Origin of the sequence: Alteromonas halophila (assembly GCF_014651815.1) — a bacterium.
Lineage (GTDB): Bacteria > Pseudomonadota > Gammaproteobacteria > Enterobacterales > Alteromonadaceae > Alteromonas > Alteromonas halophila.
On record NZ_BMXP01000002.1, the window covers coordinates 564,930 to 572,518 of the forward strand.

A 7,589-nucleotide genomic window follows, 5' to 3' on the forward strand; every position below is an offset into this window, starting at 1 on the left:
GTCTTTACTTCTGGACGTCTAAAAGTCTATTTGTTACGTTTACTTGACAGTTTGTGACAATTAATTTGAAAAAATAACAGGGTCCTTGCCTGAAACCAACGACTGTCGGCTCAATCCCGTAAAACTCATTGAACTGAGTCAGTGCATGGGTAAGAATAACGGCCATTATAGCGAAGGGCTGCCTAAATCTGAGTGCGATAACGTGCAGCTAAACCTTGCTTCGCAACAACTAACTATCAGGAGATAACATGCCCTCTCGACGTGAACTCGCCAACGCCATTCGCGCATTAAGTATGGACGCGGTGCAAAAAGCAAAATCCGGGCATCCGGGCGCCCCCATGGGAATGGCTGATATTGCGCAGGTACTGTGGTGTGACTTTATGCAGCACAACCCTGCAAACCCTAACTGGGCTAACCGTGACCGTTTTGTCTTATCGAACGGGCATGGCTCAATGCTGCTGTATTCGCTGCTGCACCTGACCGGGTACGACTTGCCTGTTGATGAGCTTAAACAGTTCCGGCAGCTGCACTCGCGCACACCCGGCCACCCCGAGTATGGCTATACGCCGGGTGTGGAAACCACCACAGGGCCTTTAGGTCAGGGCCTGAGTAACGCGGTAGGTATGGCCATTGCCGAAAAAGTGCTGGCTGCACAGTTCAACCGGGACAGTCACACAATTGTCGATCATCACACCTATGCGTTTTTAGGTGACGGCTGTCTAATGGAAGGGATCAGCCACGAATCCTGTTCTCTGGCCGGCACTCTGGGGCTGGGCAAGCTGATTGCGTTCTGGGACGACAATGGCATTTCCATTGACGGTGAAGTCGAAGGCTGGTTCACCGATGACACGCCAGCGCGGTTCCGGGCGTATGGCTGGCAGGTCATTGAGGGCGTGGATGGTCACGACGCCGAACAGGTACGCACGGCCATCGAAAAAGCCCAGGCCAATACCGAGACACCCACATTAATTTGCTGCAAAACCGTAATTGGTTTTGGTGCTCCCAACAAGCAGGGCAAGGAGTCCTGTCATGGCGCGCCGCTGGGTGATGATGAAATTGTTGAGACACGCAAAGCACTTAACTGGGAACATGGCGCCTTTGAAGTGCCGGATGATGTGTATGCCGGCTGGGATGCGAAAGCAAAAGGCCAGCAATCTGAAGCCCAGTGGAATGAAGCGTTTGCCGCCTATGAGCAGGCATACCCGGAGCTCGCCAAAGAGTTTAAACGTCGTGTAGCCGGTGAGCTGCCAGCAGATTTTGACGCGCAGGCCAGTGACATCATCGCAAAACTGCAGGCGAATCCTGAATCGATTGCGACCCGTAAGGCCTCGCAGAATACCCTGAATGCGTTTGGGCCGATGTTGCCTGAACTGCTGGGCGGCTCTGCAGATTTGGCCGGATCAAATCTGACTATCTGGGATGGCAGTAAAGGGGTTGAACCTGGCGATGCCAGCGGTAACTACCTGTACTACGGAGTACGCGAATTCGGAATGTCGGCAATGATGAACGGTATTTCATTGCACGGCGGCTTCCGCGCTTACGGCGCGACATTCCTCATCTTTATGGAATATGCGCGCAATGCCGTGCGGATGGCGGCGCTGATGAAACAGCCTGCTATTTTTGTTTATACCCATGACTCCATCGGTCTGGGTGAAGACGGACCCACGCACCAGGCGGTGGAACAGGTCGTTGCGCTGCGGGCGACGCCAAATCTGGATAACTGGCGTCCCTGTGACCAGGTCGAGTCGGCAGTGGCCTGGAAAGCGTCCTTACAACGCACCGACGGGCCTTCAACGCTAATCTTTACCCGTCAGGGCCTGCCGCAGCAGGAACGTGATGATAAGATGCTGAAGAACGTCGAAAAAGGTGGTTATATCCTCAAAGACTGTGAAGGTACACCCGAAATTATCCTGATCGCGACGGGGTCTGAAGTGCAGTTAGCGGTATCAGCGGCGCAAACACTGACCGACAAAGGTCAGGCCGTGCGGGTTGTTTCTATGCCCTCTACCGATGTGTTTGATCGTCAGGACGCTGCGTATCGGGAAGCGGTACTACCTGCCTCAGTTACTAAGCGCGTGGCGGTAGAAGCGCTGGCCAAAGACTGCTGGTATAAGTATGTCGGGACGCAGGGTGCGATCATTGGTATGGACAGCTTCGGTGAGTCAGCCCCGGCTGCAGACTTGTTTAAGCATTTCAATATTACCGCAGAGGCCGTTGTCGACGCGGCATTGTCGCTGTAAGACGTACTGCGCTTCTATGCTGAGAGTGGCCATAAACGGGTTTGGCCGGATTGGTCGCAATGTGCTCCGCGCGCTGTTTGAAACAGCGCGCGACAGGCATATTGAGGTCGTGGCGATAAACGATATCGCCAAACCGGAAGGGATTGCCCATCTGCTAAAATATGACACTGCCCATGGGCGGTTTGCGTTTGATGTTGCTTTAAACGGCAACGAACTGATTGTCGCGGGTAAACCTATCCGGCTGTTGGCGCAACCTGATATTCACCAACTGCCCTGGGGCACGCTGGGAGTGGATATTGTGCTGGAGTGCACTGGCGTCTTCACAGACCGCGCGTCAGGACAGGCGCACCTTGATGCCGGTGCAGGCAAAGTATTATACAGCGCGCCGGGTTCGCCTGATTTGGACAGTACCATCATTTTCGGCAGTAATGAGGACACCCTGACTCAGGCCGATCGCCTGGTTTCAAATGGCTCCTGCACGACCAACTGTATTGTCCCGGTCATTCAGGTGCTTGATGAGGCGTTTGGGGTAGACAGCGGTACCATTACCACTATTCATTCATCGATGCATGATCAGCAGGTGATCGATGCGTATCACGATGACTTGCGCCGTACTCGTGCCGCCAGTCAGTCTATCATTCCGGTGGACACACGACTGGCAGCCGGTATCGAACGAATTCTGCCAAAGTTCGCCGGGAAGTTTGAAGCCATCGCCGTGCGAGTCCCGACCATTAATGTGACAGCCATGGATCTCAGTGTCACACTGAACTCACGGGTAAGCATTGCCGAGGTTAACCAGGCGCTTAAACAGGCGCGCTTAGGCAGGCTTAGCGGCATTCTTGATTATACTGAAGAACCCCTGGTGTCGGTGGACTTTAATCATGACTCGCATTCCGCCATTGTGGATGGTACGCAAACACGGGTCAGTCATGGTCAGCTGGTTAAGACGCTGGTGTGGTGTGACAACGAATGGGGCTTTGCCAACCGCATGCTGGATACAGCGTGGGCGATGCACGAGGCGCAAGCGTAATTTTTCATTCTTAACAGACAAGGATACATTATGGCAATTCCAAGTATGACTGAACTGCCCCTTAACGGAAAACGGGTGTTGATCAGACAGGATCTGAACGTGCCGGTAAAAGACGGTAAGGTCACCTCCGACGCGCGTATCAAGGCATCTATTCCGACGCTGAAAGCGGCGCTGGATGAGGGCGCAACGGTAATGGTGATGTCGCACTTAGGGCGCCCAACCGAAGGACAGCCTGAGGACGCGTTGTCTTTGCAACCTGTTGTGGATTACCTGAATGATGCCATGGATGTGCCGGTACGACTGGCAAAGGATTATCTTGACGGGCTCGATGCCAGTGCCGGAGAGCTGGTTATTCTGGAAAACGTGCGCTTCAACAAGGGCGAAAAAGATGACGACGAAGCGCTGGCAAAACAGTACGCAGCCCTGTGTGATCTCTTTGTCATGGATGCGTTTGGTACGGCTCACCGTGCGCAGGCCTCAACGCATGGCGTGGCAAAGTTTGCCCCTGAAGCGTGCGCCGGTCCGCTGCTTGCGGCTGAACTTGATGCGCTGGGCAAGGCGCTGGATAATCCCAAGCGCCCCATGGTCGCTATTGTTGGCGGCTCAAAAGTGTCTACCAAGCTAACCGTACTGAAAACCCTGGCAGGCAAGGTGGATCAACTGATTGTGGGGGGAGGCATTGCAAATACGTTTATAGCCGCAGAGGGCTACAATGTTGGCAAATCACTGGTAGAAGCTGACCTTATTGACGAAGCCAAGTCGTTAATCGCTGAGGCAAAATCAAACGGTGGATTTATACCAGTACCCACCGATGTGGTCGTAGGCGAAGCGTTTGATGAAGCAACTCCCGCGACAACCAAACTGGTTGAGGATGTTGCCGATGAAGACATGATTTTCGATATCGGACCGGACACCTCTGACCGTCTTGCGGAAATTCTCAAAAGCGCCGGAACCATTGTATGGAACGGCCCGGTTGGGGTATTTGAATTTGAGCAGTTCAGTGCAGGCACCAAAGCGTTGTCCGAAGCCATTGCTGAGAGCGATGCGTTCTCCATTGCGGGCGGCGGCGATACGCTTGCAGCAGTAGATAAATATCAAATCGCTGATAAGATATCCTATATCTCAACAGGTGGTGGCGCGTTCCTTGAGTTTCTTGAAGGTAAAACGCTGCCCGCGGTGGCCATTCTGGAGCATAAAAATAAATAAAAACCGGAATGTAAACAGCAATATCTGGATTAGCCGGCACTTAGTGAATTCTAGCGCCGGCACTTACTTCTAAACCCTACACCTGCCCACTGCGGGCAGCACACTTAAGGAGTGTTGCAAATGGCATCACAAGCACAACAGGCCATGCTGGATAAAGTAAAAACACAGAAGGGCTTTATTGCAGCATTGGATCAAAGCGGTGGCAGTACGCCTAAAGCATTGAAATTATATGGAATTGATCAGTCTGCCTACAGTTCGGATGAAGAAATGTTTGAGCTGGTTCATCAGATGCGTACGCGCATTATCACCAGCAATGCGTTCAGTGGAGAGCGGATCTTAGGCGCTATCCTGTTTGAAAATACCCTTGATCGCGAGGTTGAAGGTATGTCCACCTCCCATTACCTGTGGCAGAAAAAACGGGTTGTGCCGTTTCTGAAAGTGGACAAAGGCCTGGCAGATGAAAATGACGGCGTGCAGGTTATGAAGCCAATGCCAGAGTTACCAGCATTGCTGGCCAAAGCCGTTGCTCAGGATGTGTTTGGTACCAAAATGCGCTCGGTCGTAAAACTGGCCAACCAGCAGGGTATTAAAGCCGTTGTCGAACAGCAGTTCGAAATTGGCAAGCAAATCATTGCTGCCGGTCTGGTTCCTATCATTGAACCTGAAGTGGACATCCACAGTCCGCAGAAGGAAGAAGCAGAGGCGATGCTTAAACTGGAGATCCTGGCGCAGCTGAATATGTTGGAAGAAGGTCAGGAAGTGATGTTGAAACTGACATTGCCTAACCAGGCTAACTTCTACAAAGAGCTGATTGATCATCCTCGGGTATTGAAAGTGGTAGCATTGTCTGGCGGCTATTCGCGTGAAGACGCCAACGATAAGTTAAGTGAAAATCAGGATATGATTGCGAGTTTCTCGCGGGCACTCACAGAAGGAATTTCTGTTGACCAGAGTGACGAGGACTTTGAAGATGCCCTGGATCACGCTATTGAAAGTATCTATCAGGCTTCTCTGACCTGATTTTATTGAGCAGGCTTGGCTGCCTGCTCATTCCTTCCAGGCCCAGCATTTGAATAAGCGGCGCGTGGCCAGCCAGTTTCGGTTATACTGTACAACAATACACCTCCCAGAATCGACAGGGATGTACTGCAACACTGCAACGCTTTTTACACAAGGTAAGTAGTGTTCTTATAGCTAGGATGTGCAGATATAAGGTAGTGCGTTGTGAGTATTTCTGCGTTTATTTTATTTCAGGCTGCATTGTTGGTACTGATTGCGCTGGTTGGCGTCATCTTTACCTGTGCGCTGCCCACCCCCTCACAAAAACACAAAGCAATGGCTGCGCACTATGCAAGAGGCTTTATGCTGAGCATGTGTTTAGCACAGCTATGCCTGTCTATGCGTCATACAGACTATGCGATTATTTATCTGCTGGGTTACAACCTATTCTTGTTAGTAAGCGCTTACCTGCTCTTTGTGACGGTTGTTAAGAGATACGGACACGCACTTCGATACCAGCAAATGTGGTTGATTAGTATGCACATTGTAGTGCTGGAAGTGCTCACGCTGGTATTTGCGTTTTACTACGATAGCGAGCCAGTTCGGGATATGCTGATGCTGGTAAGTTGTGTAGTACCTATCGTCCTGGCTATGAACCGTGTTCGATTGGTGCTGTCACGAGACAGCGTCGGCGACAAAGTATTGCTGCTGGTACTGGCATTCACTTTGTTTACAATTGCCGTGGTTGCCCCGGTTTACCTGACACTCATTGCAGGTAGTGAATTCGAGCAAACCGTGATGGGTTTGCTAATGGTTGTCTTATTGCAGTTGTTTTTTATTGTCGGCTTTGCCGTCAGTGTTGTGCAGTCTTTGGTTAACCGACTCAATAAAAAGGTGTATACCGATGCATTGACCAAAGCCAGAAACCGTCATTACTTCTACAATATGGCCCCTAAAATAAGCGAAAACGCAGCCGCCTCGCGTCAGTCGCTGGCAGCCATTCTGTGTGACATTGACCATTTCAAGGCAATTAATGACACCCACGGACATGTAGTGGGTGATAAAGCATTGCAACACTTTACGCAGGTGTTACAAGCCGAGCTGCGAAAAAGCGATATGCTGGTGCGTATGGGCGGCGAGGAGTTTTTGGTGGTTCTACGCAATTGTGACATCCACCGTGCAACTCAGCTGGCTGAGCGCTTAAGGGCAAGCGTTACCGATAATTCACTGATTCATCAGGGTAAATCGGTTTCGGTAACCGCATCGTTCGGGGTTGTTGAGATTGTTCCCGGTGCAGACATTTTTAAAAGCCTTAACCTTGCTGATCAAGCGCTTTATAAGGCAAAGGCAACTGGCAGAAACCAGGTGATAGCCATTGAAAATAAGCCAGCCTAAGCAAACGACCACTAAGACACCCACCACTAAGACACCCACCACTAAGACACCCACCACTAAGACTGTTACCGCCCCCTTCAAGACACCCACACCCAAAAATCAAGAAAGAGCCAGCCTTTAGCTGGTCAAAAGATACCCACATTACAGACGCTTGCGTGATCCAGGCTTAAGTGTGCGTAAAGATACGCCAAATGGATTTAAAACCCTATTCAGAACGAATGAGAGCAGTGTAGCGGCGGCGGTGTTTGCGATGCATATCAGCACCATTGAGTGTGATGAACAGCTTGTATGCTGTTTGTTGAAGAAAGGGGGAATTCTTACGCAGAACTCTGCCTGTTCTCGCGTCCAAACCGCCGGTGTGCCAGTGTCAGACTCACCGAAGTAGAGAAGTGTGTTTCTATACTGCTTGCTAGCGCTGGCCAGCAAACGGTATCAAGTCCGGTGCGGGCCAGCACAGGCGCAATATCCGGTCTGATAACCCCGGGCTTGTCAGTGTGGGGGATGCGGCCGGTCATGTCGAGTAGTGTCAGGTAATCCTCAAAATGAAAGGGCAGGGCGTGTGTCTGCTCTTCGGCCAGGCCGCTGAAAGGCAACAGACTGGCAGGCTGGCGACCGTGGCGTGCTGCACGGATGCGCCGGCAGATACTGGTGTGGGCAGAGGCCTCCGGCGTATCAGCGATACCGGCGCGTATAGGATTTAAATCGACATAGGCCATACA

At 51.5% G+C, this 7,589-nt stretch carries 5 protein-coding genes and 1 pseudogene; 5 read left to right on the forward strand and 1 reads right to left on the reverse strand.

The genetic code is table 11. The features are described 5' to 3' along the window. The first annotated feature begins 248 nt into the window (after nt 1–248). From tkt to IE054_RS06580, 5 genes are all read left to right on the forward strand, one after another. Nucleotides 249–2,240 carry a transketolase gene (tkt, locus tag IE054_RS06560; RefSeq protein WP_189404546.1) on the forward strand — a complete coding sequence of 664 codons (1,992 nt, stop codon included), beginning with the start codon at nt 249–251 and terminating at the stop codon, nt 2,238–2,240. Between the two features lie 16 nt (nt 2,241–2,256). Beyond that, the gene (gene epd / locus IE054_RS06565) at nt 2,257–3,270 is read left to right on the forward strand and encodes an erythrose-4-phosphate dehydrogenase (protein ID WP_189404548.1); all 1,014 of its coding nucleotides are present in this window, start codon (nt 2,257–2,259) and stop codon (nt 3,268–3,270) included. 30 nt (nt 3,271–3,300) lie between these two features. Next, nucleotides 3,301–4,476, forward strand: coding sequence for a phosphoglycerate kinase (locus IE054_RS06570; RefSeq protein ID WP_189404550.1), 1,176 nt, complete (start codon nt 3,301–3,303; stop codon nt 4,474–4,476). 120 nt (nt 4,477–4,596) lie between these two features. Continuing rightward, nucleotides 4,597–5,496: a fructose bisphosphate aldolase gene (locus IE054_RS06575; protein ID WP_189404552.1), complete on the forward strand. Its 900-nt coding sequence runs from the start codon at nt 4,597–4,599 to the stop codon at nt 5,494–5,496. 204 nt (nt 5,497–5,700) lie between these two features. Further along, nucleotides 5,701–6,870 carry a GGDEF domain-containing protein gene (locus IE054_RS06580; RefSeq protein ID WP_189404554.1) on the forward strand — a complete coding sequence of 390 codons (1,170 nt, stop codon included), beginning with the start codon at nt 5,701–5,703 and terminating at the stop codon, nt 6,868–6,870. 317 nt (nt 6,871–7,187) lie between these two features. Here the strand turns inward: IE054_RS06580 and IE054_RS06585 are convergent. Then, nucleotides 7,188–7,589: pseudogene (locus IE054_RS06585) on the reverse strand (transposase); the annotation flags it as partial.